Raw genomic sequence first — 26,171 nt, 5'->3', positions numbered from 1 at the left:
AACTGGCGTATTCCAACTCAGGGATGGCCAGCAAGGGCCGCCCCGCAGCAAAGGCCATCGTCCCCCTCGGGGGGAAGCGGCGCAGCCGCTCAGGGGGGAGCTATCTTTTCCAGACAATATCCCAGGCCGCGCACGGTGGCGATGCGGATCGGCCCCTTCTCGATCTTCTTGCGCAGACGGTGGATATAGACCTCGATGGCGTTGTTGCTGACCTCTTCGCCCCATTCACACAGTCGCTCCACCAACTGGTCCTTGCTGACCAGGCGGCCCGCGCGCTGCAGCAGCACTTCCAGCAGGCCCAGCTCGCGTGCCGACAGCTCGACCATCTTGCCGTCGATGGTGGCCACGCGCCCGGTCTGGTCGTAGACCAGCGGGCCATGCTTGATGGTGGAGCTGGCGCCGCCCATGCCGCGCCGGGTGAGAGCCCGCACGCGCGCTTCGAGCTCGGACAGCGCAAACGGCTTGGCCATGTAGTCGTCGGCGCCGTAGTCCAGGCCCTGCACGCGCTCCTCGATGGAGTCGGCGGCCGTGAGAATCAGCACCGGCAGCGCATCGCCGCGCCCGCGCAGGCGCTTGAGCACTTCCAGCCCATGCATCTTGGGCAGGCCCAGGTCAAGGATGAGCAAATCGAATTCACTGCTGGTCAGCAAGGCGGTATCGGCCTCGCTGCCATTGGCCACATGGCTGACCACGGCGCCCGAGCTGCGCAAGGTGCGCAGCAGGCCGTCTGCCAGCACCTGGTCGTCTTCGGCAATCAGTATGCGCATGGGGAGTCTCCTGCTTGTTGTGGTGCTCTCGCACTTTTGCCGTCATTGTAGGGATGGGCCGCAGCGTCCGGGCGGCAAAGCGGGCGTCTCAATAGCCGTCGGCATAGGCTTCCAGCCCCAGCGCCACCACGGTGGCCACGTCTTCGCCCACGGCTTCGCGGAATTCGGCCTCGGCCTGACTCACCGCATCATGGAAGGCCTGCAGCCAGACCAGGCCGGTCTCGGTAAAGCGCACATGCCTGGCGCGTGCGTCGTGCGGGTCGATCTCGCGCGTGACCAGGCCCCAGGCCTCGCATTGCGTCACCAGATCGGCCATGGCCTGCTTGGTCATGCCGGCTTTTTCCGCCAGATCGGTGATGCGCTCGCCAGCCAGCGACAGGTGGCGCGTGATATGGATATGGGCCGCGCCCACCTTGTCGCGTGCGGCGAGGTTGGACAGCGCCAGCGGCACCTCCACGTCGCGCGCCATGAGCTGCAGCACGCGTGCGTCGAAGCGGCGCATGGCATGGCCGAGCAGGCGGCCCAGATGGGTCTGGCGCCAGGCATCTTCAGCAGGTGTGACGGGGGTGATTTCGCTCATTGGCAAATAGTAAGGCAAACTGACTATTTATTTGAACACAGCAGCAGTACAAGCCCATAAACTACTGTTCAAGCATCCAGCCTGAATGCAAAAACAGGGCTGGTCACAGACAGTCACTCACCTATTCGGAGCCTGATATGAACGCCATTGCCAAGAACACCACCGCCGACAACAGCGAAAAAGCCAAAGCGCTGGCAGCCGCCCTGGCCCAGATCGAAAAGCAGTTCGGCAAGGGCACGATCATGAAGCTGGGCGAAGGTGAGGCGATCGAAGACATTCAGGTGGTTTCCACAGGCTCCCTGGGCCTGGACATCGCCCTGGGCGTGGGCGGTTTGCCCCGTGGCCGTGTGATCGAGATCTACGGCCCCGAATCCTCGGGCAAGACCACGCTGACGCTGCAGGTGATCGCCGAGATGCAAAAGCAGGGCGGTACCTGCGCCTTCATCGACGCCGAACATGCACTGGACACCAGCTATGCCCAGAAGCTGGGCGTGAACCTCAGCGAAGTGCTGATCAGCCAGCCCGACACCGGCGAGCAGGCGCTGGAAATTTGCGACAGCCTGGTGCGTTCGGGAGCGGTGGACCTGATCGTGGTGGACTCGGTGGCGGCTCTGACACCCAAGGCCGAAATCGAAGGCGATATGGGCGATCAGTTGCCCGGCCTGCAGGCCCGTCTGATGAGCCAGGCGCTGCGCAAGCTCACGGCCACGATCAAGAAGACCAATTGCATGGTCATCTTCATCAACCAGATCCGCATGAAGATCGGTGTGATGTTCGGCTCGCCCGAAACCACCACCGGCGGTAACGCGCTGAAGTTCTATGCCTCCGTGCGTCTGGACATCCGCCGCACCGGCACCATCAAGAAGGGCGACGAGGCCATCGGCAACGAAACCAAGGTCAAGGTGGTGAAGAACAAGGTCTCGCCCCCCTTCAAGGTGGCCGAGTTCGACATCCTGTTCGGCGAAGGCATCTCGCGCGAAGGTGAAATTCTGGACATGGGCGTGAATGCCAAGATCCTGGAAAAGTCCGGTGCCTGGTATGCCTACAACGGCGAGAAGATCGGTCAGGGCCGTGACAACTCGCGTGAATTCCTGCGTGAGAACCCCGCACTGGCCGTCGAGATCGAAAACAAGGTGCGCGAAAGCCTGGGCATTGCCCTGCTGCCAGTGGCCGCCGGCGAAGAAGCCGCCAAGCCCGCCAAAGGCAAGAAGGCCGACAAGAACAGCGCCGTGGACGAGGACGGTGTGATTCAGGCTTGAAGCTCATCAGTGCTCTCTTGAGAAATCGAGAGAGCGCGGCAGATATACAGCGCCTCAAAAAGCGGTGCTGACCCCGCGAGGGGCGGCCAGCAACGGCCGCCATGAAGCAAAGGCCGTCGACCCCTGGGGGAAGACGCGAAGCGGCTCAGGGGGAGCCAGTTTTGCCATCTTTGCGCAGGTTGTCCTGCGCTTTTTTGCTTTAGGAGATGTGTTTCATGGGCTTTGCCAAGCTCTCGCTCAAAGGACGGGCCTTGAAGCTGCTGTCGCAGCGCGAGCATTCGCGCCTGGAACTGTGGCGCAAGCTGGCCGGGCATGTGGAAGAGGGCGACGATCTGAACGCGGTGCTGGACGATCTGGAAAAGCGCGGCTTCATCAACGAGGAGCGAGTGGTGGAGTCCGTGATCCACAGCAAGGCCAGCCGCTTTGGTGCAGCGCGGCTGGTGCAGGAATTGCGCGGCAAGGGGCTTGATGACGAGATGGTGCGCCTAGCTGGCGATCAATTGCGCGATACCGAGCTGCTGCGTGCCAGGGAGCTGTGGCGCAAGCGCTTTGGTGTGCCGCCTGCAGACCTCAAGGAAAAGGCCAAGCAGCTGCGCTTCATGGCTGCACGTGGCTTTTCCTCGGCTGTGGCTTCGCGTGTTGTGCGGGAGGCCCCATACTCCGAGGCGGACTTCGACGAAAGTGATCACGCCGACTGACTGCAGTCCCCTCATACCGGAACAAAGGACAGACCATGCCCGCTGCTGCGCCCGCCACCGAACCTCCTTCTGCGCTGCGCGTGGGTTTGAGCGCTGGCAAATCCTTGCTCGGTGGTCTGATGCTGGGGATTGCGCTGGCCGTGCTGCTGGGCTGCAGCACCGCAGTGTTCTACTTTCTGCGCCTGAGCGGGCCGGGCATGCCTGCTGCGGCCCATGCTGGTGGTGCAGGGGCCGTCATCGCCTTGCTGGCCTCGCCGCCGCTGATCGTGGCGCTGCTGCTGGTGTTCATCATTCCTGCCTATGTGATGGTCGGTCTCATGATCGGGCGTGCCCGCGCCACGGGCAAGCTGGTGGCGCGCTATGGACAAGGGCTGGCGCAGCGCCTTGCCGAGATGCTGGCCCAGCGTGTGGAGTCCATGCCGCGCGCGCACCAGGCACTGCACAAGACGGCAGATCTGCTGAGCGCCAGCACCGCTGTGGAGCATCTCAAGCCCTGGGTGGGTGACGGCAAGGCCGTGCAATGGGTGGTCCGTACAGTGCTCAACCGTTTGCCTCTGGCCGATCTGGTCGACGAATGGAGCCATACCCGCGCCGAATGGGGCACGGAAGCGGCCAAGGACGACCCGGCGCTGCGCGCTTTTCTGGCGGAAAAAATTCAGGGCCTGCTGCAAGACATGGCCGAGCCGCCATGGACGTTGCTGTGGATTTTGATGGCCGTGCACCTTGTGGTGCTGGGCGTTGGCATCTGGCTCACGGCCTGAGATTTTTCCTCAGTTCGATAGCAGCAAACCCAGCCACGCAGCGCAGGGCATGGCAACCAGACCGGCGGCAACCTGCAAGCCGTAACGCATGCCGCCGCTGGCAAAGGCCAGCACGATCTTGGCCAGGCTGCTGGCGCTGAGCACGCCCAGAATGCCCCAGCAGGCCACATCGAGCGGCACGGTGCCAGACAGCTGCAACTGCGCCACACCGGCGGCCGCTGCATGCACCTCGGCCAGTGCCACCAGCATGGTGGTGACCAGCACGCCGGCGCTGCCAAAGCGCTCCCCCAGCCATGCGGCCAGCAGCGATACCCCGGCAATCAGCGCCGCGATCAGCAAGGCCTGACTGAGCTTGAAAGCGCGGCCCGAGCTTTGCGCCACCACCAGATCACTTCGGTGAGCCAGCCACTGCAGACATGCGGACACCAGCAGCAGGGCCAGCACGGCAGCGCCCAGGCTGGGCAGGGCCGCGCGCAGCAGCACTGGCGAAATCGTGCCCACCACGGCCAGAAACAGCAGCAGCGAAGCCAGATTGGCCAGCAGCGCTGCCGATGCACAGGCTGTGGTCTGCTCGCTGTTTTCCCTGGCGCTCTGCCCCATGCCGGTCACAGCCGCCGACGAGGAAACAAAGCCCGAGAAAAAGCCGGCAATCGGCAGGCCCCAGCGTGCGCCGAACAGGCGTTGGGCGATATGGCCAAACATGCCCACGGCCATGACCAGCACCACAATACGCCAGACGGTGACGGGGCTGACGGTACCCCAGGGGTCCAGCGGCTCGGAGGGGAGCAGTGGCATGACCACCAGTGCTGCGGCGCCCAGCATCAGGCCGTCCTGCAATTCGCGTTCGCTGATCAGTTCCCGGCTGAGCTTCTGCATGGGCGCCTTGAGCAGCAGCAAAATCGCCACCAGCACGCCCAGTGCCGCAGCCAGCGATGCATGGTCTACCGACAGGCCGCCCAGCACCACGCTCAGCAGCAAGGCCACTTCTCCGGTCAGGCCGGGGTCGTCCCTGGCGGTATGCAGATAGGCGGCAATCGTCAGGGCTCCGACCAGCAGCAGGCAGACCACAAAGGCCGCGCTGCCCAGCATCCAGCCTATGCAGCCCAGCAGGCATATCAGGGCATGGGTGCGTGTGCCTGCGGCCAGAGTCTGAGGGCCGCCATGCATGCGTTCGCGCACGATGCCTATCATCAGCCCTATGCCCAGGGCCGTCAGCAGGGCGCGCAAGGTGTCATCCAGCTCCATGTTCGGACCTTTCCGTCGTCGGGGCTCTTGTGGCCCACCAGCAGATCAGCGATCCCAGAGTGACCAGAACCACGCCCTGCCAGAAGCTCCAGCCGGGCAGTACCTGCAGCAGCAGGCTGGCCGTGAGTGCCGACAGCACGGGCGTGAAATATGAGGCCGCGGCCAGCACGGCCAGCTTGCCATGCTGTATGCCATGTTCCCAGCAGCTATAGCCCAGGGCCGTCAGCGCCCCGGCCAGAAACAGTTGCAGCGCGGTGGAGCCCGGCCATTGCATGGGCGCAGCATCCTGCCGTAGCCATTGCAGCCAAAGCGCGATGGCCGTCCAGGTCACGAACAGGCCGACGGCGTTGAAGCCCGCACCATAGCGGCGTGCCAGCAGGGAATAGCTGGGCCAGAGCAAGGCAGCGGCAAAGGCCATGCCATAGGCCGCAGGGTTGCCCTGGACATGCAGCCAGAGCGTGGACAGGCTGAAGCTTTCGCCGCCCAGCACACGCGCCAGGCCCCACAGGCAGATCAGCAGGCCGGGCCACAGCCACCAGCGCGCATGCTGCTGGCCCCAGAGCACGGCGAAGGCGATGGTGAGACTGGGCCAGAGGTAGTTGATGACGCCGATCTCCATGGCCTGGCTGCGATCGTCGGCCAGGCCCACGGCCACGGACAGGCAGATCTCGTAGACCACGAACAGCGCGCCGCAGCCCCAGAGGTAGACGGGGTGCATGCTGCGCCAGCGGGCCAGCTCGCGCCAGCCTTTGCGCCCACGCACCACGGCAATGCACAGTGCGGCCATGGTGTAGAGGCTGGCTGCACCGCCCACGGCACCCAGCGGCTCGGCCACGGCGCGCATCAGGCCTATGGTGCAGCTCCAGCAGAGCACGGCGATCAGGCCGATGGCCGTGGCCTTTTGCGCGGCGGCTGCGTTCATGCGCAGCCGTTCCTGCTACCGAAGCAGTAGCTGTTCACGCTAGTCCTATCTGAAAAATTCACAATAACTGCCATGTAACCCTTGTAGATGCTGCGCAGGCTGCTGCGAAATTGATGAACACAGACATGAAAAATGACACCCCACGCTCCCCACTGCGTGTGGTCGCGGCCCCTCCAGGAGGGAGTTTTTCGGCCCGGCGATGAAAAAAGCCGCAGACCTGCGGCTTTGGAGGGTAAGGGCGAGGGCTGCGTTATGTGCGGCCCGGCACTCTGCCGTTGACGGTCATGCCGTACATATTGTCATCGTTGTCGTGGAACTGCTTGCGCATATTGCATCTGGCCTGCGGCCTATGGGTCACGGATGCTGTCTGGCGATCTCGGCGCTGTCGCGCTTCACGAACAGCAGCACCAGAACGGCGGCGCAGAACTCCACGGCGGCGATGATGAGCAGGCCTGGCGCATACGAGCCGCTGCTGGACTTGAGCAGACCCAGCAACTGCGGCGAGAAGTAGCCGGCCAGATTGGCAGCGGAGTTGATGACCGCCAGGCCCACGACCAGGGCCGTGGCCGAGAGGAAACGGTTGGGGATCTGCCAGTACACGGGGATGGAACCCATGGTGCCCAGCGATGACAGAGCCAGAGACGTGACAACGCCGGTCACATTGCCCTGCTGCAGGAACAAGGCCGTCAGCACCAGCCCGACAGCGCCCATGGCGGCGGCAATCGCCGTGTGCCAGCGCACTTCCTTTTTGCGATCGGACAGCCAGCCGTTGCCCACCATGCCTATCCAGCCACAGGCGTAGATTAGGGACATGACCCAGCCCAAGGTCTTGAGGTCGGTAATGCCCACGGATTTGACGATGCTGGGCCCGTAGAACACCAGCGTGGAGTTGCCGGCCACGATGCAGAAGAAGATCAGGATCAGCATCAGCACGCGAGGGTTGCGCATGGAGGCCCAGAAGCTGTGCTCGCGTTGGCCCAAAGAGGCTTCCTCGGCCTTGAGCTCTTCGGCCACATGCTGCTTTTCACGGGCGCTGAGCCAGGGGGCCTTGGCCGGCGTGTCGCTGAGCAGAAAGTAGGCAGCAATGCCTGCGAGAACGGACGGAATGCCTTCGATGATGAACAGCCATTGCCAGCCCGCATGATTGGCCACGCCGTGGAAGGTTTCCATCAGATAGGCGGCGATCGGGCTGCCCAGCATCAGCGACAGGGCCGACGCCGAGACAAAGAACGCCAGGGCTTTGCCGCGGCGGTGCGCCGGCAGCCAGTAGGTCAGATAGAGGATCACGCCGGGCTGCAGGCCGGCTTCGAAAGCGCCCATCAAGAAACGCAGCACATAGAACTGCATCGGCGTCTGCACCCAGGCCATGAGGATGCCGGTCACGCCCCAGCCTATGGTGATGCGCATGATGGTCTTCTTGGCCCCGAATTTGTGCAGCAGCAGATTGCTGGGGACTTCAAAGAAGAAATAGCCGATAAAGAAGATGCCGGCCCCTGCGCCATAGACGGCATCGGACCACTGCAGGTCGCTCATCATGGTCAGCTTGGCAAAGCCGACGTTGACACGGTCTACCCAGGCCAGAAACCAGATCAGGGTGAGAAACGGAATCAGCCGCCAGATGATGCGGCCAAAGGTGATGTCGCGCTCCTGCACGGTGCTGACATCGCTGTGCGCCGCCGAGACGGGAATGGAAGACATGGTTTCCTCGCTTTCGTACAACAGTGGGACTGAGAACGGCTACGAGAGCAGGGGTAGCAGCTCCGCGCATCCACTGCTGCCTGCGCGGATGCCGCCGCGCCGGGGTCGGGCGCGGCCGGCATCACAAGGCCGGGAAAGGCTCTGGCAGGTACAGCTCAGATGGGGCGACTATAGAAGTGGCTTGTGCAAAGCACAGCCGGTGCTTTTCCGTCTGGACAAAGCAAGAATTTTGAATTTCAAAAATATGAAAACATGAAAAATTAATTTCTTATGCGATTTTCACCAAGACATAGAAAGCAAAAAACGGCCACCAGGGCCGTTTTTTCGGGAGCGGGGCAGGGCTTACAGGCCGAGCATGATCTGCAGGTTCTGCACGGCAGCGCCGCTGGCACCCTTGCCCAGATTGTCCAGGCGGGCAATCAGCACGGCCTGGCGGTACTGCTCGTTGGCAAATACGCGCAGTTCCAGCTTGTTGGTATTGGCCAGGGTATCGGCCGCCAGCTTGTTGTCATCGGTAGGCGGCAACACGCTGACCCAGTTGGCAGGCGTATTGGTCCGGGCGTAGTGGCTGGCCAGTGCGTCATGCAGGTCGGCAGCCTTGGGCGCGCCGGGCAGCAGGTCCAGGTGCAGAGGCAGCTGCACCAGCATGCCCTGGGCAAAGTTGCTCACGGCGGGGATGAACACGGGGCGGCGGGTCATGCCCGTGTAGTGCAGGATTTCGGGAATGTGCTTGTGCGACAGACCCAGGGCATAGGCTTCGTAAGGCGCGGCAGAGCCGGCTTCATAGGCTTCTATCATGGGACGGCCGCCGCCGGTGTAGCCAGACACGGAAGGCAGGCTCACGGGGTAGTCGGCAGGGATCAGACCGGCAGCCACCAGCGGTGCCAGCAGGGCGATGGCACCCGTGGCGTAGCAGCCGGGGTTGGAGACGCGGGTGGCGTTCTTCACGGCTTCGAGCTGGCCGGCGCGCAGCTCGGGGAAGCCATAGACCCAGTCGGGGGCCGTGCGGTGCGCGGTGGAGGCATCGATGATCTTGACGGCGCGGCCGGTTTCTGCGGTGATGGCGTTCACCATGGCGGCGGTTTCGCGGGCGGCATCGTCGTGCAGGCAGAGGATGACCAGATCCACACCGGCAATCAGGGCGCGTTTGGCAGCCGGGTCCTTGCGCAGTGCGGGGTCAATGCTGACCAGCTCCACCCCTGCAAAATCGACCAGACGATCACGGATCTGCAGACCTGTGGTTCCTGCTTCACCGTCGATAAAGACTTTTGCCATTGCATTTCTCTCCTGCACCGGCGCGCGCATGTCTTGGTATATGCCGCTGCCTGCGGCACCATTGCCGCTTTCCGGGCGTTGATTGTCCTTGAATCTGATGGCGGATGTGTGCAGCCTGTTTTTTAGGCAAATGCCCTGCAAATAGGCCAATCTTTGTCGTCTTGGCGACGGTTCTTCTCACGCCGCCGGAGCTTGCACCAAGCTTGCGCCAGGTTTTATATAAGACATAAGAAAGTTGCGAGAAGAAAAAATATCATGTAGGCGTAAATTTTTCAACGATATCAAGGCATTGCGGCTGGCAGATGGGGATGAAAAAGATGCTTGAAATTGTGGATTCTGCGCATATTGAGGTGTCGTTTTGCGCGGTGCAACATGGTACATTTCTGCCAGCCATGTCATACGATCCGTCTCGCCTGACCATCAGAGTCCGTAGCAGACGGGTATTTCCCCTCAGTTCAGAGAGACAAAGTCATGAAGATTCATGAGTACCAAGGCAAGGAAATCTTGCGCCAGTTTGGTGTGCCAGTCCCCCGTGGCATTCCTGCATTCACAGTTCAAGAGGCTGTTGAAGCAGCCCAGAAGCTGGGTGGTCCCGTGTGGGTGGTCAAGGCCCAGATTCACGCTGGCGGCCGCGGCAAGGGCGGCGGCGTGAAGGTTGCCAAGTCCATCGAGGACGTGCAGAAGCTGTCCGAGCAGATCCTGGGCATGCAGCTGGTCACGCACCAGACCGGCCCCGAAGGCCAGAAGGTTCGCCGCCTGTACATCGAAGACGGCGCCGACATCAAGAACGAACTGTATGTGTCGCTGGTGACTGACCGCGCCACACAGAAGGTTGCCCTGATCGCTTCCAGCGAAGGTGGCATGGACATCGAGGAAGTGGCTCACTCCACTCCCGAAAAGATCATCACCGAGATGATCGACCCCCTGACCGGCATCACCGAAGCGCAATCGCGCAAGGTGGCAACTGCCATCGGTCTGGAAGGCAAGTCCGTTGATCAGGCCGTGGATCTGTTCGCCAAGATCTACAAGTGCTACATGGACACCGACGCGTCGCTGGTGGAAATCAACCCCCTGAACTGCGACTCCAAGGGCGACCTGATGGCCCTGGACGCCAAGTTCAACTTCGACCCCAACGCGCTGTTCCGTCACCCCGAAATCGTGGCCTTCCGCGATCTGGACGAAGAAGACGCTGCCGAAATCGAAGCCTCCAAGTTCGATCTGGCCTACATCTCCCTGGACGGCAATATCGGCTGCCTGGTGAACGGCGCCGGTCTGGCCATGGCCACCATGGACACCATCAAGCTGTTCGGCGGCGAACCTGCCAACTTCCTAGACGTGGGCGGTGGCGCTACGGCCGAGAAGGTGACCGAAGCCTTCAAGATCATGCTCAAGAACCCCGAGGTCAAGGGCATTCTGGTCAATATCTTTGGCGGCATCATGAAGTGCGACACCATCGCCACCGGCGTGGTCACCGCCTGCAAGGCCGTGAACCTGAGCGTGCCTCTGGTCGTGCGCATGAAGGGCACCAACGAAGAGCTGGGCAAGCAAATCCTCAAGGATTCCGGTCTGCCCATCATCGCTGCCGACACCATGGCTGAAGCAGCGACCAAGATCGTTGCTGCCGTTAAGTAATACGCCCCGGAGATAGAAACATGTCGATCTTTATCAACAAAGACACCAAGGTCATCACCCAGGGTATTACTGGCAAGACCGGTCAGTTCCACACTGAAAAGTGCCAGGAATACGCGAACGGCAAGAACTGCTTCGTGGCAGGCGTGAACCCCAAGAAGGCTGGCGAAAAGATTTTCGACATCCCAATCTTCGGTTCCGTCAAGGACGCTGCCAAGGAAACCGGCGCGACCGTATCCGTGATCTACGTGCCTCCCGCAGGCGCAGCTGCCGCCATCTGGGAAGCGGTTGAAGCCGACCTGGACCTGGCCATCTGCATCACCGAAGGCATCCCCGTTCGCGACATGCTGGAAGTGCGCAACAAGATGAAGGCCAAGGAAGCTGCCGGCGGCAAGAAGACCCTGCTGCTGGGCCCCAACTGCCCCGGTCTGATCACGCCTGACGAAATCAAGATCGGCATCATGCCCGGTCACATCCACAAGAAGGGCCGCGTGGGCGTGGTGTCCCGTTCCGGCACGCTGACTTACGAAGCCGTGGCTCAGCTGACCGAACTGGGCATTGGCCAGTCCTCCGCCGTCGGTATCGGTGGCGACCCCATCAACGGTCTGAAGCACATCGACGTGATGCGCGCTTTCAACGACGATCCCGACACCGATGCCGTGATCATGATCGGTGAAATCGGCGGTCCCGACGAAGCCGAAGCCGCCCAGTGGTGCAAGGCCAACATGAAGAAGCCTATCGTGGGCTTCATCGCCGGCGTGACTGCGCCTCCCGGCAAGCGCATGGGCCACGCAGGTGCCCTGATCTCCGGCGGTGCCGACACGGCTGACGCCAAGCTGGCCATCATGGAAGAGTGCGGCTTCACCATCACCCGCAACCCTTCCGAAATGGGTCGTTTGCTGCAAGGCCTGCTGAAGAAGTAAGCCCGTGCAAAAGTTCGTGATACCGCGTTGAATTTACGCAGTATTACGAACTGGCAAAACGGGCTTCGCGCCCTACACTGCCTCCACTCTTAAAAGAAAGCGCCGCGCAATGCGGCGCTTTCGTATTCAAAACAGTGGAGTCATCATGGAAATGCTCAATAGCGCCGATTTCTGGATCGGCCTGGTGAAGATCATCTGGATCAACATCATCCTCTCCGGCGACAACGCCGTGGTCATCGCACTGGCCGCGCGCTCCCTCCCCCCTGAACAGCAAAAGAAAGCCATCATGTTCGGCTCCGGCGCCGCCGTGGTGCTGCGTATCGTGCTGACCGTGGTCGCTGCCAAGCTGCTCGAACTCTCCTTCCTGCAGGTCGTGGGCGGCTGCCTGCTGCTGTGGATCGGCTATCAACTGCTGACCGGCGACGAAGACGGCGAAGGCGAGTCCAAGGGCCACGGCTCCATGATGGCTGCCATACGCACCATCCTGATTGCCGACCTGGTGATGAGCCTGGACAACGTGATTGCCGTGGCCGCCACCGCCCAGGGCAATATGGTGCTGCTGATCCTGGGTCTGGCCATCTCCATTCCCCTGGTGATCTTTGGCTCCACGCTGATGATCAAGCTCATGGAGCGCTTCCCCGTCATCGTCACGCTGGGCGCGGCGCTGATCGGCTGGGTGGGCGGCGAGACCATCGTCAACGACAACCTGCTGCATGGCTACGCCGTGGCACATCCCTGGCTGCACTACGCTGCCGCTGCGGCTGGTGCCGTGCTGGTGGTCGGTCTGGGCAAGTTCATGCAGGCGCGTTCCGCCAAGAAGGAAGTGGTTGCGGCCTAAGCCTTTCAAAAGCTGCTGACGTCAAAGCGCACCGTGGGTTCACGGTGCGCTTTTGTTTTTGTAGCTGTTAGCGCTTGCTGTGTAAGAGCTTGAGGCTGTTTGGCTCTATGCCCGGGTGTAAGAGAAGCTGGCTGCGGCAAACTAGGGGCCATGAGCAAGACCCAGTACTACACCGCTACCAGCCTGGACGGCTTTCTCGCCACCGAGGATGACTCCCTGGACTGGCTCTTTCCCCTGTCCAGCCTGAACGAATCCAGCTACCCGGCTTTCATCGCAGAGGTCGGAGCCCTGGCCATGGGCTCGGCAACCTATGAATGGATGCTGCGCAATGCCGAGGTCGTTCTGAAGGAGACGGGGGCTGCCTGGCCCTATACCCAGCCGGCGTGGGTCTTTTCCAGCCGAAAACTGCCCCTGATCGAAGGTGCCGACGTGCGCTTTGCCAGCGGTGCCGTGGGGCCCGTCTGGGCGCAGATGAAGCGGGCGGCGGCAGGCAAGAATATCTGGATCGTGGGCGGTGGCGATCTGGCAGGGCAGTTTTACGATGCAGGCCTGCTGGATGAGGTGATCGTGCAGATCGGCTCGGCCACTCTGGGTAGCGGCAAGCCCCTGTTCCCACGCCGGGTGCTGGGCCCCAAGCTGGCGCTGCAGTCCGTGCGGCAGATGGGAGCCAGTATGGCCGAGCTGCGTTACGAGCTGGGCAAGGACTAGCCGGACGCCCTTGCTCCGGGCTGGCTGCTGGGCCACAGCACGGAAGCAATCGCCACCACCATTAGACAGACTGCGGTCCAGTCCTGCCAGTGCAAGACCTCGCCCAGCCACCAGGCGCCCACAAACACGCCGAGCACCGGAATCATCATCACGCTCAGCGTGGAGGCCACGGGCGGCAGGCTGCGAGCCAGATAGAACCACACGGCCTGGGCAAAGCCCAGCACCAGGATGCCATTGAAAGCGATAGCAGCCAGCGCAGTCTGGTCGGGCATATGCCATTGTTTTCGCTCGAAAACAAAGGCCAGCACGGTCAGCACCATGGTGGTGATGGCCACCATCCACAGCGACAGTGTCATCAGCGGAACGGGGGCTTCGGTGCGGCGCAGCAACTGCGTGCCCCAGGCCCAGCCGGCGGCCGCAATCAGCATCAACATCACGCCCAGGGGCTTGCTGCCCAAGGCGCCGACTTCATGCCACAGCAGCAGCAGGACGCCGGCAAAAGCGGCGCCCACGCCGGCCCAGGCGCGCGCGCCCAGCTTGTCCTTGAAGAACAGGCTGCCGAACACGGCAGAGAAGATGGGCATGGTGTAGCCCAGAATCGCCGCGCGCCCGCTGGAGAGCGTGGGGATGGCGATGATGATCAGGCAGTGCCAGAGCACCATGTTGAACAGCGTGAGCTTGGCCAGTTGGCCCCAGTAGCTGCGCGGAATGGTTAGCGGCAGCCCATTGCTGACCACAAAGATGGCCAGTATGGGCAGGCCGATCCACATGCTGACCATGCGGAAGCTCAAAGGAGGGAAATGTTGCACGCCGAGCTTCATCACCGGCCAGTTCAGACCCCAGACGATGGTGAGCAGGACAAGAAGAACGAGCTGTTTGGGCGTGAACGAAGGCATGGGGCTGGATTATCTCCCCCGGAATGACTTTCTCCCCCTGTGGCGCTTCGCGCCTTCCCCCTCACTCGCTTCGCGGGAGGGGGACGACACCGTCGGTGCGCGGCGGCGCTTCCTCGGTGTCACTGAGTTGGTGTGTGCGTCTGCTTTGCGGCTTGGCGCAAGACCTGTAGCGGGGCTTGGAAGGGGCTAGCAATTAAAATCACGCTTTATGACTTTTATCGACATGCTGCGCGACGCGTCCACGCGCAATGACTCCATGCTGTGCGTGGGTCTGGACCCCGAACCCAGCCGCTTTCCTGGCGCCATGAAGGGCGATGCGTCCAAGATCTACGACTTCTGTGCAGCCATCGTCGATGCCACCCATGATCTGGTCAACAGCTTCAAGCCCCAGATTGCCTACTTTGCCGCTCACCGCGCCGAAGACCAGCTGGAAAAGCTGATGGAGCATATGCGCCGCGTGGCGCCCCATGTGCCCGTGATTCTGGACGCCAAGCGCGGCGATATCGGCTCCACCGCCGAGCAGTACGCCAAGGAAGCCTTCGAGCGCTATGGTGCTGATGCCGTGACGCTTTCGCCCTTCATGGGCTTCGACTCGATCACGCCCTATCTCAAGTACGAAGGCAAGGGCGCTTTTCTGCTGTGCCGTACCTCCAACCCCGGCGGCGACGACCTGCAGGCCCAGACCCTGGCCGATGTGCCCGGCAACCCCCATATGTTCGAGCATGTGGCCAAGCTGGCCCAGGGCCCCTGGAACACCAACGGCCAGCTGGGTCTGGTGGTGGGCGCCACGCGCCCCCATGAGATCGAGCGCGTGCGCGCCGTGGCCCCCACGCTGCCGCTGCTGATCCCCGGCGTGGGCGCCCAGGGCGGCGATGCCGTGGCGACGGTGAAGGCGGCCCGCATCGGCGGCGGCCCCATCATCATCAATTCCTCGCGCGCCATTCTGTACGCAGGGCAGGGCGATGATTTCGCCAAGGCCGCGCGCGAAGCGGCCATCGCCACGCGCGCCACGCTGCAGGCTGCGGCGCAGAGCTGAGCCAGGACGGGTTCTGGCCATGCAAAGCAAATGGCTGGAAGACTTTCTGCTCCTGGCCCAGGAGCGCAGCTTTACCCGTGCGGCAGAGCTGCGCCATGTCACCCACCCGGCCTTTGGCCGCCGCATCCGGGCCCTGGAAGCCTGGGCGGGCACGCCGCTGATTGAATCAGGGGGCGGGCCGGTGCGGCTCACGCCAGCCGGTGAAGCCTTTCGCGACACCGCCGAGCAGATGGTGCGCACGCTGGCCCAGTCTCACGACGAGCTGCAGGCCGTGGCCGGGCGCCAGGCCCATGTGATCACGCTGGCCACGGGGCGCACCCTGGCGCGCACCATCGTGGCCGACTGGCTGGCACTGCACGGCAGCGTGCTGCAAGCGGCGCAGATGCGCGTCATCACCCGCACGCTCGATGAAACCGTGGTCATGCTGCAGCGCGGCGAGGTCAGCTTTGCCTTGCTCTACCACCATGCGGCCATTGCCGTGCGGCTCGATGGGCGGCAGTTCAGTCACCTGACGGTGATGCACGACAAGCTGGTACCCGTGGCGCGCGCCGATGCCGATGGCAAGGCCTTGTTCGATCTGGCCCAGGCCTTGCACGCCGGTGCCAGCCCTGTGCCCTATCTGGCGTTCTCGCACAGCATGGCGCTGGGGCGGCTGGTGGAAGACCATCTGGCCAGCCATCCGCTCATGCCCAGGCTGCGGCGCTGCATAGACTGCGACTCGGCGGACGCCAATTACGAGTACGTGCTCAAGGGCCTGGGGGTGGCCTGGATGCCATGGTCCATGGTGCAGCGCGACTGCCAGGCCGGGCGTCTGGCGATTGCCGGTGACGGCAGCCTGAACGTGCATTTCGACGTGCGCCTGTATCGGCCCAAACGCCATCTGGGTGCCGCGGCCGAGCAGTTCTGGGGTGATATCACCCGTTCCTGAGCGGCGCGGCCACTGGCCAGCGGCTTTGCAGGGTTTTGTCTGACGACCTGCAGGCCTGGCGTGGTTACCTTGTCCTGATTGAGTTGTTTCGTGCTCAATTTGCACATATTGGTGCCGTATCGGCACCAACAGTCTTTCGCGGTGTTCGCACAATCGACGTTATAAAGATTCGGAATAGTTTCATGCAGAATACAAAAATCCTCCGCCGCACTTCCATCGCCGCCGGCTTGCTGATGGCTGCCGGCCTGGCTGCCCCTGCGTTTGCGGCCGACAACTACCCCAGCAAGGCCATCACCATGGTAGTGGGCTATCCCGCTGGCGGCAGTACCGACCTGATCGGCCGTCTGGTGGCCGATGGCCTGGCCAAGCATCTGGGCCAGCCCGTGGTGGTGGAGAACCTTGGCGGCGCCGGCGGTGCCATTGGCGCGCAGAAGGTCGCCAAGGCCCAGCCCGATGGCTACACCATCATGGTGGGTGCCAACAACGAACTGGCCATTGCCAAGCTCATCAACAAGGCCGTGAAGTACAACATCGGCGACTTCACTCCCATCGGCCTCGTGGGTTCGCAGCCCATGGTGCTGGTGGCCTCGCACAAGGCCGGCGTGAAGAACGCGGCCGAGTTTGTGAGCCTGGTCAGCAAGAACCCCGACAAGTTCAGCTACGGCAGCTCCGGTGTGGGAACGGCACTGCACCTGGCCGGCGAGCTGATCAAGGAGCAGGGCAAGCTGCACATGACCCATGTGCCTTACAAGGGAGTAGCACCTCTGACCACCGACCTGGTGGGCAGCAATATCGAATTCGGCATGTTCGTGCTGTCCTCGGGCCTGCCCCAGATCAAGGCGGGCAAGGTGGTGGCTCTGGGCACGACCGAAGCCAAGCGCTCGGCCATCACGCCCGACATTCCTGCCCTGTCCGAGCTGCCCCAGTTCAAGAACGTGGACATCAACAGCTGGTTTGCCATGATGGCGCCCAAGGGCCTGCCCGCCCCCATCGCCGCCAAGCTGAAGAAGGCGCTGGACGAGACCATGGCCTCGCCCGAGTTCCGCAAGAAGATGGAAGAGACCGGCAGTGTGGTGGCCGATCCCAAGGTGGATGCCGGCAAGTACATCAATGCCGAGATCGCCAAGTACGCGAAGATTGTGCAGTTCGCCAAGATCGAGAACTGATCGCGCCGAGGCTGCTCAAGCTGAAAAACGGCCTGCTCCTGGTGGAGCAGGCCGTTTTGCCTTGCTTGGGATTGAGCAAGCCCGGATTTTGAAGAAATCCGGCTGTAACGCAATACCGACGAGCGCTGAAAGCTCTCGACTTTATAGCGATCGCTGGCATCTGGCCGGCGATAGCGTTCCCACGTCCACCTTCTGCTCTGCCAGCGCCGTGTCCAGGGGCTCTCCCAGCAGCAGATTGCGGGCCAGCAGGCTGTAGCCGGCCGCGCTTTGAATACCGTAACCGCCCTGGGCCGCGACCCAGAAGAAACCGGCCACGGGTGTGGGAGAGGCATCCCAGCCGATCACCAGCTCGCCATCGGCCACGAACGAGCGCAGGCCTGCCCAGGTGTGCGAGGGACGGCGGATTTGCAGCGTGGTGGCTTCCTCGATGTGATAGATGCCGGTGGCAATGTCCAGCTCCTCGGGCACCACGTCGTGCGGTGGCACGGGGTCTGCATTGGCTGGTGAGCCCAGCAACTGGCCCGCATCGGGCTTGATGTACCAGTTTTCATCGGCGCTGATGATGGCGGGCCAGTGCGTGGTGTCCATGCCAGCGGGGGCCGGGAAGGTGAAGGCGCTGCGGCGCTTGGGCACGATGCCGATGGGCGCTGCACCCACCATGGCGGCGATCTGATCCACCCATGCTCCGGCCGCATTGATGATGGTCCTGGCCCGGATGCTCAGTCCCTGGGGCAGGGCGATATGCCAGCTGTCGTTGACGCGGGTGATGGCCTCGACTTCGGCGTTGCACCACAGGTCGCCGCCGCGCTGGCGCAGGCCGCGGATAAAGCCCTGGTGCAGGCCGTGCACATCGATATCGCGTGCGCCGCCATCGAGAAAGCCGTCGACCAGCACCTCGGTATTGAGACAGGGCACCAAGTCCTTGAGCTGCGCAGCATCCAGGCGCTGGGCTTGGGGCGAGTGAATGAGGGCCTCTGCATAGGCGGCATCGACCAGCTCTTTTTGTTCTGCGGTACCGACATACAGCACGCCGCGTGGGGTGAGGATGGCGGCCTCGGCAAAACCGGTGGGCGGCGCATCGTAGAAGGCGCGGCTGGCACGGGTCAGGGCCTGCACCTGGGCCGGGCCATAGTGCTCTTCAAACAGCGCGGCCGAGCGGCCTGTGGTGTGATAGCCAGGCTGGGATTCACGCTCGAGCACCAGCACGGAAGGGGGCGTCGCCCCGCCACTTTGGGCCAGTTGCCAGGCGGTGGAGGCTCCGGCCATACCGGCGCCGATGATGACAAAGTCCCAGACGGGGTTGGCCGGGGTGTCGAGTGGGGTGGTCTTGGCGGTATCCATGACCTGCATGGTACTGTCTGCCAAACCCGATGAAAGGTCAGGCCCGCGATGACATGGATGCAAACATCTCTTTGCCCGCTGCGGCAGCGCTCGCCGGTGCGTTTGGCGGCATCGCTGGTGGCAGCCTTGGCGACCTCTCTGGCGGTATTGCTGCCCTCTGGCGCATCGGCCCAGACTCAGGAGCCCCGCCAGCAGATATTGGCCACGGGGCTAGCCAACGCGTGGGCGATAGCGCCTTTGCCGGATCAGCGCTTTGTGCTGAGCGAGCGTGCCGGCAAGCTCTGGCTGCTGGATGCCCAGGGCCAGAAACAGGCAGAGCTGACCGGCGTGCCGCCCGTGGCCTATGGCGGGCAGGGAGGTCTGCTCGATGTGGTGCCCGACAGCCAGTTCGCCAGCAACCGCCGCATCTATTTCTGCTTCAGCGAGCCAGGGACCGAGGCAGGCAGCAACAGCACGGCTCTGGCCAGCGCGCGCATTGCGGCGGGAGAGCGGCAGCTGGAAGACGTCAAAGTGCTGTTCAGCCAGCGTCCCAAGGTCAAAAGCAATGCCCACTTTGGTTGCCGCATTGCCGAGGCCAAGGACGGCACACTGTTCCTGAGTCTGGGTGACCGTTATTCACAGCGTCAGGATGCCCAGACACTGGACAACCATCATGGCAAGCTGGTGCGCATCGCCAAGGACGGCAGCGTGCCCAGGGACAATCCGTTCATCTCCCAAAAGAACGCCTTGCCAGAGATCTACAGCTATGGCCATCGCAACAGCCAGGGCCTGACCATGGGGCCCGATGGTCAGCTGTGGATGCACGAGCATGGCCCGCAGGGCGGTGACGAAATCAACCAGCCCCAGCCCGGCAGAAACTATGGCTGGCCCGTCATCACCTATGGCGAGGAATATGGCGGCGGCAAGATCGGCGAAGGCACGCAAAAAGCGGGCATGGAGCAACCGCTGCACTACTGGGTGCCCAGCATTGCGCCCAGCGGCATGGTGTTTGTCACCAGCGACCGCTATGGCACGGCCTGGAAGGGCAGCCTGCTGGTCGGTGGCCTCAAGTCACGCAGCCTGGTACGTCTGGAGATCAAGGATGGCAAGGTGACGGCAGAGCAGCGGCTCTACACCGGGGCAGGCGAGCGCATACGCGATGTACGCCAGGGCGTTGACGGGCTGGTCTATCTGCTGACCGATGGACCGAACGGCAAGCTGATACGCTTGCAGCCACGGCCCTGATTGCTCTTGATTCAGTAGCTTCTGACGCTTGATGGATAAGCGTCAAAGGCATGTTTCATCAATATTCAACGCTTCTTCAAGTAGGGCTTGAGATAGCGCCCCGTCACGCTGGCCGGGTTGGCCGCCACCTCTTCGGGTGTGCCCACGGCCACGACCTGACCGCCGCCCGAGCCGCCTTCGGGGCCCATGTCGATCAGCCAGTCGGCGGTCTTGATGACGTCGAGGTTGTGCTCGATCACCACGATGGTGTTGCCCGCATCGCGTAGCTGGTGCAGCACTTTCAAAAGCAGGGCAATGTCGGCAAAGTGCAGGCCGGTGGTGGGTTCGTCGAGGATGTAGAGCGTGCGGCCGGTGTCGCGCTTGGAGAGTTCCTGCGCGAGCTTGACGCGCTGGGCCTCGCCGCCCGAGAGCGTGGTTGCGCTCTGGCCCAGGCGGATGTACGACAGGCCCACGTCGAGCAGCGTCTGCAGCTTGCGCGCAATGCTGGGCACATCCTTGAAGAAGGCGTGGGCGTCTTCCACCGTCATCTCCAGAATCTGCGAGATGTTCTTGCCCTTCCACAGCACTTCCAGCGTTTCGCGGTTGTAGCGCTGGCCGTGGCAGATGTCGCAGGGCACGTAGACATCGGGCAGAAAGTGCATTTCCACCTTGACCACGCCGTCGCCCTGGCAGGCCTCGCAGCGTCCGCCCGCCACGTTGAACGAAAAGCGCCCCGGGCCATAGCCGCGCTCGCGTGCGGTGTTGGTTTCGCTCATCAGGTCGCGGATCGGTGTGAACAGACCGGTATAGGTCGCAGGGTTGCTGCGCGGCGTGCGGCCTATGGGCGACTGGTCGACGTTGATGACCTTGTCGAAATAGTCGATGCCCAGGATGTCGTCATGCGCGGCAGGCTCGGTGCCCGCGCGGTGCACCTGGCGCGCCACTTCGGCGTATAGCGTGTCGTTGACCAGGGTGGATTTGCCCGAGCCCGAGACACCGGTCACGCAGGTGAGCAGGCCCACGGGGAAGTCCACCGTGACTTTTTTCAGGTTGTGACCGCTGGCGCCTTCCACGCGCAGCGCCTGCAACGGGCCCGTCTCAGAAACGCCAGGCAAGGGCCGCCCCGTAGCATGGGCTGCCCCAGCGAAGGCATTGTCCCCCTTGGGGGAAGCGGCATCGCCGCTCAGGGGGGCTGCCAATTTTGGCAACCAGGGCGTGCGGCGCTTGGGCACGGGAATGCTTTGAGCACCGCTCAGATAGCGGCCCGTGGGCGAGTCGGGGCTGGCCTTGATGTCCTCATAGCTGCCCTGGGCCATGATGCGCCCGCCATGCACGCCGGCGCCCGGGCCCATGTCGATGATCTGGTCGGCCGCGCGCATCATGTCTTCGTCGTGCTCGACCACGATCACGCTGTTGCCGATATCGCGCAGATGTTCCAGCGTGGCAATCAGCTTGTCGTTGTCGCGCTGGTGCAGGCCGATGGAGGGCTCGTCCAGTACATACATCACGCCCGTCAGGCCCGAGCCGATCTGCGAAGCCAGGCGAATGCGCTGGGCCTCGCCGCCAGAGAGCGTGTCGGCGCTGCGATCCAGGCTCAGATAGGACAGGCCCACGTCATTGAGGAACAGCAGCCGCGAGGCAATCTCGCGCACGATTTTGCTGGCGATCTCGGCCTTGGCCCCGGCCATGTCCAGCTGCTTGAACCAGTGCAACGCATCGGCCAGCGTGGCATGGCTGACCTCATAGATGGCGCGGGCCTGCTCGCCTTCGCCCACGCGTACAAAACGCGCTTCGCGGCGCAGGCGCGTGCCTTCGCATTCGGGGCATTTGCGGATGCTGCGCAGCTTGGCCAGGTCGTCGCGCACCACGGTGGATTCGGTTTCGCGAAAGCGCCGCTGGATATTGGGAATGATGCCTTCGAACGGATGTGACTTGACAAAGGCCTCCCCCTTGCGCTGGCCGCTCTCGAAAACATAGTTGAACTCCATGGACTCGTCGCCCGAGCCCCAGAGAATCACGTTGCGCACCTTCTCGGGCAGCTCCTCGAATGCCGTCTCGGTGCTCACGCCATAGTGTTTGGCCACGCTCTCCAGCATGGAGAAGTAGTAGTTGTTGCGCTTGTCCCAACCCTTGACCGCGCCGCTGGCCAAGCTCAAGGTCGGGAAGGCCACGACCCGGTCCGGGTCGAAGGCTTCGCTATTGCCCAGTCCATCGCAGGCCTGGCAGGCGCCCATGGGCGAGTTGAACGAGAACAGGCGTGGCTCCAGCTCGGGCAGGGAGTAGTCGCAGAGGGGGCAGGCGAACTTGGCGCTGAACAGATGCTCGCGGCCAGCGTCCATCTCCAAGGCGATCACGCGGCCGCCGGCATCGGCGCCGCCGGCACGCAGGGCGGCCTCGAAGCTTTCGGCCAGGCGCTGCTTGATGTCCTCGCGCACCTTGACGCGGTCTATCACCACATCGATGTTGTGGCGCTCGTTCTTTTCCAGTTTGGGCAGGGACTGGGCGTCGTAGATCTGCCCATCGATGCGAAAGCGTACATAGCCCTGGGCCTGCAGCTGCACGAACAGCTCGGCAAACTCGCCCTTTTTCTCGCGCGCCAGAGGGCCGAGGATCATCAGCTTGGTGTCCTCGGGCAGCTGCAGCACGCTGTCCACCATCTGGCTGATGGTCTGGGCCTGCAGCGGCAGGTTGTGGTCGGGGCAGAACGGCGTGCCGGCGCGCGCGTAGAGCAGGCGCAGATAGTCATTGATCTCGGTCACCGTGCCCACGGTGGAGCGCGGGTTGTGGCTGGTGGCCTTCTGCTCGATGGAAATGGCGGGGGACAGGCCCTCGATCAGATCGACATCGGGTTTGTCCAGGCGGCCCAGAAACTGGCGTGCATAGGCCGAGAGACTCTCCACATAACGGCGCTGGCCTTCGGCGTACAAGGTATCGAAGGCCAGGCTGGACTTGCCCGAGCCCGACAGGCCGGTGATCACAACCAGCTGGTTGCGCGGAATATCGAGGTCGATATTCTTGAGGTTGTGCGTGCGTGCGCCGCGAATGGCAATTCGCGTCTGCGCGAGTGAGCGGCCCAGGTACAGGCTGTCATCGTGGATTTCAGAGGGCGAATCAGGCTTCAGGGACACGGGCGCTCCAGACGGGGAAAACTCTCCATGATAGTCAGACGGGCTTGCGCGTGACTAGATGATCCAGGTTCACGGACAATCTACGGTTTTATTCCCTCTCTTTTGCCCGCTGTTGATTTAGTTAACCTGGGCATGAGACTTTGACTCTTGGCAAAATTTGAGCGTGAAAAATATCAACATTTCCCCGAATGCGGGCACGCAGGGCAGCGATAAATCCTCCACCACCATGACGTCCCAGGAGCGCCGGTCAAGCGGTGCCCTGGCGCTGATCTTTGCGTTGCGCATGCTGGGTCTGTTCCTGGTGCTGCCCGTCTTCATGCTGGAGGCGCGCAAATACCCGGGCGGTGACGATCCGGCCATGATCGGCCTGGCCATGGGTCTGTACGGACTGACGCAGGCCGTGTTTCAGCTGCCCATCGGCCTGGCATCCGACCGCATCGGCCGCAAGCGCGTCATCGTGGCGGGTTTGCTGGTGTTTGCAGCAGGCAGCTTGATCGCGGCCATGGCCGATTCGCTGACCGGCCTGATGGTCGGCCGTGCGATTCAGGGGGCGGGCGCAGTCTCTGCGGCAGTGACTGCGTTGCTGGCCGATCTGACACGCGATGGCGTACGCACCAAGGCCATGGCCATGGTGGGCGGCAGCATCGGCCTGATGTTTGCGCTGGCGCTGGTGCTGGCGCCGTTGCTCAACGCCTGGATAGGCCTGTCCGGCATCTTCGGACTGACCTGTGCACTGGCGCTGGCCGGAATTGCCGTAGTGCTGTGGGTGGTGCCGCCCGAGCCAAAGCAGCATGTGAATGCGCCCAAGGGCAAATTCAGCGATCTGCTGGGCCAGAAGGATTTGCTGCGTCTGAATTTCGGCGTGTTCATCCTGCACACGGTGCAAATGTCCATGTGGGTGGCTGTGCCCGCCATGCTGGTGCAGGCAGGGCTGGTCAAGGAGCAGCACTGGCATATCTATCTGCCGGCGGTGTTGCTGTCCTTTCTGGCCATGGGCATGCTGTTTTCCATGGAACGCAAGGGCAAGCTGCGCAAGGCCTTGCTGGGTGCCATCGTCCTGGTGCTGGTGGTACAGATCGGCCTGGGCATGCTGGCGGCCAGTGGCACCATTCCCACCATCTGGTGCATGGCGCTGCTGATGTTTCTGTTCTTCTGCGGCTTCAACGCGCTGGAAGCAACGCAGCCCAGCCTGGTTTCGCGCATGGCCCCAGCGCCTTTGCGCGGGGCGGCCCTGGGTGCCTACAACACGCTGCAGTCGCTGGGGCTGTTTGCTGGCGGTGCCATCGGCGGTGCAGTGGCCAAATTTGCGGGCGTCCCGGGTCTGTTCATCATGACGGCGGTACTGACGGCAGTGTGGCTGTTGGTGACCTGGCCGCTGCGCCCTGTAGGACGTCACGGCTGATGGCCGGGATATAGGGAAATCTCGCACGCTGCGCGGCCCGCTTGGGGCAAAATGCGCACTCCATTGGCTTGGGACTAATAGCGAATACCCGGGCCACTTTTTGAAAAGGTAAATCTATGGCATCCGTCAACAAAGTCATCATCGTCGGCAATCTGGGCCGTGACCCGGAAATGCGCACCTTCCCCAGCGGTGATCAGGTGGCCAATGTGACCATCGCCACGACTGACCGCTGGCGCGACAAGAATTCCGGTGAAAACCGCGAAGCCACCGAGTGGCACCGTGTGACTTTCAACGGCCGTCTTGCCGAGATCGCAGGCCAGTACCTGCGCAAGGGCAGCCAGGTCTATGTGGAAGGCAGCCTGCGCACCCGCAAGTGGACCGATCAGGCCACAGGCCAGGAGCGCTACGCCACCGAAATCCGTGCCGATACCATGCAAATGCTGGGCAGCCGCCAAGGTGGCGGCCAGCCACAAGGCGGTTATGGCGACGACGGTTATGGCGAAACCAGCTATGAAGCACCTCGCCGCGCACCTGCCCCAGCCCCCATGCAGCAACAGCGCCCGGCGGCGCCTGCTGCACGTCCCGCTCCTGCTCCCATGTCGCCACCTCCGCAGCGCGCGGCTTCGGGCTTTGACGATATGGATGACGATATTCCGTTCTAAGCTCAGCCCTGAAGCTCTGATGCACGGCCCGCCTTTCGAAAGAGAGCGCGGGCTTTTTTTGTTTCAGCGAGGTCTTTGACCACGGGGAAGGTCTGTCACATGTCTTGCTCGGCCTGTGCAGGATCAAGAAAAATGACTGAAATTTGCAAACTTCATCGCCTTTGTAAAATACATTGGGGTATTTGATATGTTTCTCAATGTTACGATTTGAAGTCAAGCCTTGCCATGTGCTGACAAGGTGGATCCGTGATCTGTGCCGCCAAGCAATCTTGGCCTTTTCCCAGGAGCATCCAGCATGCCGAATTTGGTCATCTCGATTGACGGCGCCGTCATCAAGGAAGTGACTCTCACCAAGGAGCGCACCACGCTGGGTCGTCGTCCATACAACGACATCGTGATTGAGAACCTTGCCGTCAGCGGCGAGCATGCCGTGCTCACCATGTTGGACGGCAAGGTGGTCATCGAAGATCTGCACAGCACCAACGGCACTTTTGTCAATGGCCGTGCGATCCAGAAGCAGGAACTGATGCACGGTGATCTGCTGGATATCGGGCGCTACAAGATCCGCTTTCTTGACAATACGCAGGTGAGCAAGGCCAAGCCCACGACATCACCGGCCAAGGCCCTGGCTCATATTTCCGAGGGGCCGGACAGCGATTACACCAAGCTGGCCAGTCCTTCGGGCTTTGGTGAGATCTCCAGCTTTGCTTCAACCATCCAAGGCGCCGTTTCTTCCCTGCCTGATCGCCACGCCGTCATCCATATGCTGAGCGGCAGCATGGCTGGCAAGGAGGTGTCGCTCTACAAGGTTGTCACCACTCTGGGCAAGCCAGGGGTCGCCATTGCCTCCATCACGCAAAAGCCCCATGGCTTTGTACTGACCCAACTGGAAGGTGAAAGCGAGGCGCTCAAGCTCAATGGTCAGATCGTCGGACCTCTGTCAGTGCCGCTGCTCAACGGAGACATTGTGGAACTGGCCGGTAGCTCCATGCGGTTTACCGTGGAGTGATAGGAGCCAAGATTGATGGCACATCAAGTGCGCTGACAAAATTGTCAGCTTGGGTGAATCCTCGGTCAAAAATGTTTCAGTTCTGACACCATGTGCA

At 62.5% G+C, this 26,171-nt stretch carries 24 protein-coding genes; 14 read left to right on the top strand and 10 right to left on the bottom strand.

The genetic code is table 11. The features are described from left to right. Positions 1–89: 89 nt before the first annotated feature. Both QMY55_RS24435 and QMY55_RS24430 read right to left on the bottom strand, forming a co-directional pair. On the bottom strand, positions 90–767 hold the full coding sequence (locus QMY55_RS24435; RefSeq protein WP_283486666.1) for a response regulator: 678 nt from the start codon (positions 765–767) through the stop codon (positions 90–92). An 88-nt stretch (positions 768–855) separates the two neighbouring features. Beyond that, positions 856–1,347 carry a MarR family winged helix-turn-helix transcriptional regulator gene (locus tag QMY55_RS24430; protein ID WP_283486665.1) on the bottom strand — a complete coding sequence of 164 codons (492 nt, stop codon included), beginning with the start codon at positions 1,345–1,347 and terminating at the stop codon, positions 856–858. A gap of 137 nt (positions 1,348–1,484) precedes the next feature. On the opposite strand from QMY55_RS24430, the gene recA reads away from it, so the two are divergent. From recA to QMY55_RS24415, 3 genes are all read left to right on the top strand, one after another. Beyond that, the gene (gene recA, locus QMY55_RS24425; protein ID WP_283486664.1) at positions 1,485–2,606 is read left to right on the top strand and encodes a recombinase RecA; all 1,122 of its coding nucleotides are present in this window, start codon (positions 1,485–1,487) and stop codon (positions 2,604–2,606) included. Between the two features lie 215 nt (positions 2,607–2,821). Next, positions 2,822–3,304 (top strand): recombination regulator RecX, encoded by a 483-nt coding sequence (gene recX / locus QMY55_RS24420; RefSeq protein WP_283486663.1) that lies wholly within the window; start codon positions 2,822–2,824, stop codon positions 3,302–3,304. Positions 3,305–3,339: 35 nt separating this feature from the next. Further along, positions 3,340–4,065: a hypothetical protein gene (locus tag QMY55_RS24415; protein WP_283486662.1), complete on the top strand. Its 726-nt coding sequence runs from the start codon at positions 3,340–3,342 to the stop codon at positions 4,063–4,065. Between the two features lie 9 nt (positions 4,066–4,074). Here QMY55_RS24415 and QMY55_RS24410 read toward each other — a convergent pair whose 3' ends face one another. The 5 genes from QMY55_RS24410 to QMY55_RS24390 form a co-directional block, all read right to left on the bottom strand. Then, positions 4,075–5,310 carry an MgtC/SapB family protein gene (locus tag QMY55_RS24410; RefSeq protein ID WP_283486661.1) on the bottom strand — a complete coding sequence of 412 codons (1,236 nt, stop codon included), beginning with the start codon at positions 5,308–5,310 and terminating at the stop codon, positions 4,075–4,077. Continuing rightward, positions 5,297–6,232, bottom strand: coding sequence for an aromatic amino acid DMT transporter YddG (gene yddG / locus QMY55_RS24405; RefSeq protein ID WP_283486660.1), 936 nt, complete (start codon positions 6,230–6,232; stop codon positions 5,297–5,299). The genes QMY55_RS24410 and yddG overlap by 14 nt, the downstream gene beginning before the upstream one ends. 354 nt (positions 6,233–6,586) lie before the next feature. Further along, positions 6,587–7,930 (bottom strand): MFS transporter, encoded by a 1,344-nt coding sequence (locus QMY55_RS24400; protein ID WP_283486659.1) that lies wholly within the window; start codon positions 7,928–7,930, stop codon positions 6,587–6,589. Between the two features lie 342 nt (positions 7,931–8,272). Continuing rightward, a complete protein-coding gene (gene argC / locus QMY55_RS24395) occupies positions 8,273–9,205 on the bottom strand; it encodes an N-acetyl-gamma-glutamyl-phosphate reductase (RefSeq protein WP_283486658.1) in 933 nt (310 codons plus the stop codon). 177 nt (positions 9,206–9,382) lie between these two features. Then, positions 9,383–9,604 (bottom strand): hypothetical protein, encoded by a 222-nt coding sequence (locus QMY55_RS24390; protein ID WP_283486657.1) that lies wholly within the window; start codon positions 9,602–9,604, stop codon positions 9,383–9,385. Between the two features lie 72 nt (positions 9,605–9,676). Here QMY55_RS24390 and sucC point away from each other — a divergent pair, with 72 nt between their 5' ends. The 4 genes from sucC (at position 9,677) to QMY55_RS24370 (ending at position 13,303) form a co-directional block, all read left to right on the top strand. Next, entirely contained in the window at positions 9,677–10,837 is a 1,161-nt protein-coding gene (sucC, locus tag QMY55_RS24385) for an ADP-forming succinate--CoA ligase subunit beta (RefSeq protein WP_283486656.1), read from the top strand. A gap of 20 nt (positions 10,838–10,857) precedes the next feature. After that, positions 10,858–11,757 (top strand): succinate--CoA ligase subunit alpha, encoded by a 900-nt coding sequence (sucD, locus tag QMY55_RS24380; RefSeq protein ID WP_003064739.1) that lies wholly within the window; start codon positions 10,858–10,860, stop codon positions 11,755–11,757. A gap of 145 nt (positions 11,758–11,902) precedes the next feature. Further along, positions 11,903–12,595 carry a TerC family protein gene (locus tag QMY55_RS24375; protein ID WP_283486655.1) on the top strand — a complete coding sequence of 231 codons (693 nt, stop codon included), beginning with the start codon at positions 11,903–11,905 and terminating at the stop codon, positions 12,593–12,595. Between the two features lie 150 nt (positions 12,596–12,745). Beyond that, positions 12,746–13,303 carry a dihydrofolate reductase family protein gene (locus tag QMY55_RS24370; protein WP_283486654.1) on the top strand — a complete coding sequence of 186 codons (558 nt, stop codon included), beginning with the start codon at positions 12,746–12,748 and terminating at the stop codon, positions 13,301–13,303. Here QMY55_RS24370 and QMY55_RS24365 read toward each other — a convergent pair. Further along, on the bottom strand, positions 13,300–14,199 hold the full coding sequence (locus QMY55_RS24365) for a DMT family transporter (protein WP_283486653.1): 900 nt from the start codon (positions 14,197–14,199) through the stop codon (positions 13,300–13,302). The genes QMY55_RS24370 and QMY55_RS24365 overlap by 4 nt on opposite strands. A 208-nt stretch (positions 14,200–14,407) precedes the next feature. Here QMY55_RS24365 and pyrF point away from each other — a divergent pair, with 208 nt between their 5' ends. From pyrF to QMY55_RS24350, 3 genes are all read left to right on the top strand, one after another. Then, complete coding sequence (gene pyrF / locus QMY55_RS24360) at positions 14,408–15,235, top strand: orotidine-5'-phosphate decarboxylase (RefSeq protein ID WP_283486652.1); 828 nt, start codon at positions 14,408–14,410, stop codon at positions 15,233–15,235. 19 nt (positions 15,236–15,254) lie between these two features. Continuing rightward, entirely contained in the window at positions 15,255–16,163 is a 909-nt protein-coding gene (locus QMY55_RS24355; RefSeq protein ID WP_283486651.1) for a LysR family transcriptional regulator, read from the top strand. A gap of 182 nt (positions 16,164–16,345) precedes the next feature. Next, positions 16,346–17,329, top strand: coding sequence for a Bug family tripartite tricarboxylate transporter substrate binding protein (locus QMY55_RS24350; RefSeq protein ID WP_283486650.1), 984 nt, complete (start codon positions 16,346–16,348; stop codon positions 17,327–17,329). Between the two features lie 141 nt (positions 17,330–17,470). Here QMY55_RS24350 and QMY55_RS24345 read toward each other — a convergent pair whose 3' ends face one another. Beyond that, complete coding sequence (locus QMY55_RS24345; RefSeq protein WP_283486649.1) at positions 17,471–18,679, bottom strand: NAD(P)/FAD-dependent oxidoreductase; 1,209 nt, start codon at positions 18,677–18,679, stop codon at positions 17,471–17,473. 48 nt (positions 18,680–18,727) lie between these two features. Between QMY55_RS24345 and QMY55_RS24340 the strand changes: the two genes are divergently transcribed. Next, on the top strand, positions 18,728–19,894 hold the full coding sequence (locus tag QMY55_RS24340) for a PQQ-dependent sugar dehydrogenase (RefSeq protein ID WP_283486648.1): 1,167 nt from the start codon (positions 18,728–18,730) through the stop codon (positions 19,892–19,894). 65 nt (positions 19,895–19,959) lie between these two features. Here QMY55_RS24340 and uvrA read toward each other — a convergent pair whose 3' ends face one another. Then, positions 19,960–23,001 (bottom strand): excinuclease ABC subunit UvrA, encoded by a 3,042-nt coding sequence (gene uvrA, locus QMY55_RS24335; protein WP_283486647.1) that lies wholly within the window; start codon positions 22,999–23,001, stop codon positions 19,960–19,962. Positions 23,002–23,173: 172 nt separating this feature from the next. Here uvrA and QMY55_RS24330 point away from each other — a divergent pair, with 172 nt between their 5' ends. From QMY55_RS24330 to QMY55_RS24320, 3 genes are all read left to right on the top strand, one after another. After that, complete coding sequence (locus tag QMY55_RS24330; RefSeq protein ID WP_407650718.1) at positions 23,174–24,403, top strand: MFS transporter; 1,230 nt, start codon at positions 23,174–23,176, stop codon at positions 24,401–24,403. Positions 24,404–24,519: 116 nt separating this feature from the next. Then, positions 24,520–25,065, top strand: coding sequence for a single-stranded DNA-binding protein (gene ssb / locus QMY55_RS24325; RefSeq protein WP_283486646.1), 546 nt, complete (start codon positions 24,520–24,522; stop codon positions 25,063–25,065). Between the two features lie 295 nt (positions 25,066–25,360). Continuing rightward, entirely contained in the window at positions 25,361–26,074 is a 714-nt protein-coding gene (locus QMY55_RS24320; protein WP_283486645.1) for an FHA domain-containing protein, read from the top strand. Positions 26,075–26,171 lie beyond the last annotated feature (97 nt).

Source organism: Comamonas resistens (assembly GCF_030064165.1).
In the GTDB taxonomy this organism is placed as follows: Bacteria; Pseudomonadota; Gammaproteobacteria; order Burkholderiales; family Burkholderiaceae_C; genus Comamonas; species Comamonas resistens.
Note: the sequence above shows the minus strand (reverse complement) of the source record. Positions and strands in the feature narration are given on the sequence as shown.